Genomic DNA, 1,739 nt, shown 5'->3' with positions numbered 1-1,739 from the left:
CGCGCGCGGTGGCCACAAGGGCTGGGACAACATCGTGACGTGCTGCATCTCCTGCAACCGCCGGAAGGGCGATGCCACTCCCGAGGAGATCGGCTTCCATCTCGTCCGCAAGCCGCGCCGGCCGGCCGCCCTGCCCTACCTTACCCTCACCGTCGGCCTTCACCGCGCGCCCGAAAGCTGGCGGGATTACCTGTACTGGGACCTCGCCTGGGAACGCGGCTGACCGCCTAAGGGCCCCGCACCGACATGGGCCTCAGCGGCAACCTCCGGACGATGGATCTCCCCGAGATCCTTCAGTGGATCGCTTCGGGACGGAAGACGGGTACGCTCCATCTCGAGCGGCGCTCGGTCGAGAAGCGGATCTTCTTCCAGGGCGGGGTGATCCACACGTCGTGGTCCAACGACCCCCGCGAGTCGCTTGGGCAGTTCCTGATCCGGGAGCGCCTGGTCACCGAGGAGCAGCTCTTCCGAGCGTTGCTCAAGCAGGAGACCGAGGGCCAGCTCATCGGCTCGATCCTCATCGCGGAAGGCATCCTGTCGGAGCACGATCTCCGACGGAGCCTGCAGGCCAAGGCCGAAGAAACGATCTACGACCTCTTTCTCTGGCCGGAGGGCAAGTTCGAGTTCAAGGACGGCGAGGTGCAACCCAACGTGACCGTCTTCATCGACGTGGACGTGACCGGGGTGATCATGGAGGGCGTGCGGCGGGTCGACGAGTGGCAGCGCATCAAGGAGGTCCTGCCCTCCATGAGCGTCACCTTCAAGGCGATGAGCGGCCACGCTCTCCCCGACGATCCGGTGGAGCGCGAGGCGCTCAGGATGGCCTCCCTCGACAAGAGCATGGCCGAGATCGGCATGGAGCTGCGCCGGTCGGAGTTCGAGACGGCCTGCGCGATGTACGAGCTCCACCAGCGGGGTCTCGTGAAGGTGGACAAGGTCGGCCGGGAGGCGGCGGCCGCCGCCGACCTGGTGGGCACGATCAAGGACCTCCTGAGCGTGGCCAACCAGCGGCTGACCGAGCGGCGCTATGACGCCGCGCTGCGCGCCTATGAAGAAGTGCTGTCCATCGACCGCCTGAACCAGAACGCCAAGAAGGGCCTCATCGCGGTCGTGGATTCGCGCAGCAAGGACCGCGCGCTGCGCACCGTGCCCCTCGACAAGGTGCCGGTGATGCTCATGGACATGATCACCCTCACCCGGCAGAACATCGACCCCCAGGAAGGCTTCGTCCTCTCCCGTGTGAACGGCGAATGGGACGTGCGCTCGATCCTCAAGCTGTGCCCGATGTCCGAGGAGGACGCGCTGCTGATCTTCGCCCGCCTGCTCGAGCGCAAAGTCATCGCGCTTAACTGAGCTGGGGGGTGCTAGCGGCGCACCCCCAGGATCCGAGGTGCGACGCTGGCGCGTCGCGTCGTACACGCAGGGTTGGCGTTCGTCTCGCTTCGCTCGACTTCGCGCCCCCCGCGCCCCCCGCTCGCGTCTTCCGCGGCGGCGAAGTGAATTCGCCGCCGCTCATCACACGGGTCCGCTTCGCGGCCCCGGGGCGAATGAATCGCGCTTCGCTCGCAGCCAGTGCCTATAGTCTCCGGCCGATCACGGGCGCGATCTGGCGCAGCTCCCGCATCAGCTCCTCGAACATGTCGGGCGTGATCGACTGCGGCCCGTCGGAGAGCGCGCGGTTGGGGTCGTGGTGGACCTCGATCATCAGCCCGTCGGCCCCCACCGCCGCCGACGCGCGC

3 protein-coding genes are annotated in these 1,739 nt (G+C 67.4%); 2 read left to right on the top strand and 1 reads right to left on the bottom strand.

The genetic code is table 11. The features are described from left to right. Positions 1-223: HNH endonuclease (locus VGT00_02000; GenBank protein HEV8530171.1), on the top strand; the 223-nt coding region annotated here is incomplete at its 5' end. A 23-nt stretch (positions 224-246) separates the two neighbouring features. Beyond that, positions 247-1,353, top strand: coding sequence for a DUF4388 domain-containing protein (locus VGT00_01995; protein ID HEV8530170.1), 1,107 nt, complete (start codon positions 247-249; stop codon positions 1,351-1,353). Between the two features lie 223 nt (positions 1,354-1,576). Here the strand turns inward: VGT00_01995 and VGT00_01990 are convergent. Beyond that, the coding region (locus VGT00_01990) for a 3-deoxy-7-phosphoheptulonate synthase (GenBank protein ID HEV8530169.1) at positions 1,577-1,739 on the bottom strand (163 nt) is incomplete at its 5' end.

It is taken from the genome of Candidatus Methylomirabilota bacterium (assembly GCA_036002485.1).
Taxonomy (GTDB): Bacteria; Methylomirabilota; Methylomirabilia; order Rokubacteriales; family CSP1-6; genus AR37.
This window is presented reverse-complemented; position numbering and strand designations above follow the sequence as displayed.

What these genes read in the sequence shown, in the direction of transcription:
- VGT00_01995 (HEV8530170.1), top strand. Translation starts at nt 247, where the DNA reads ATGGGCCTCAGCGGCAACCTCCGGACGATGGATCTCCCCGAGATCCTT.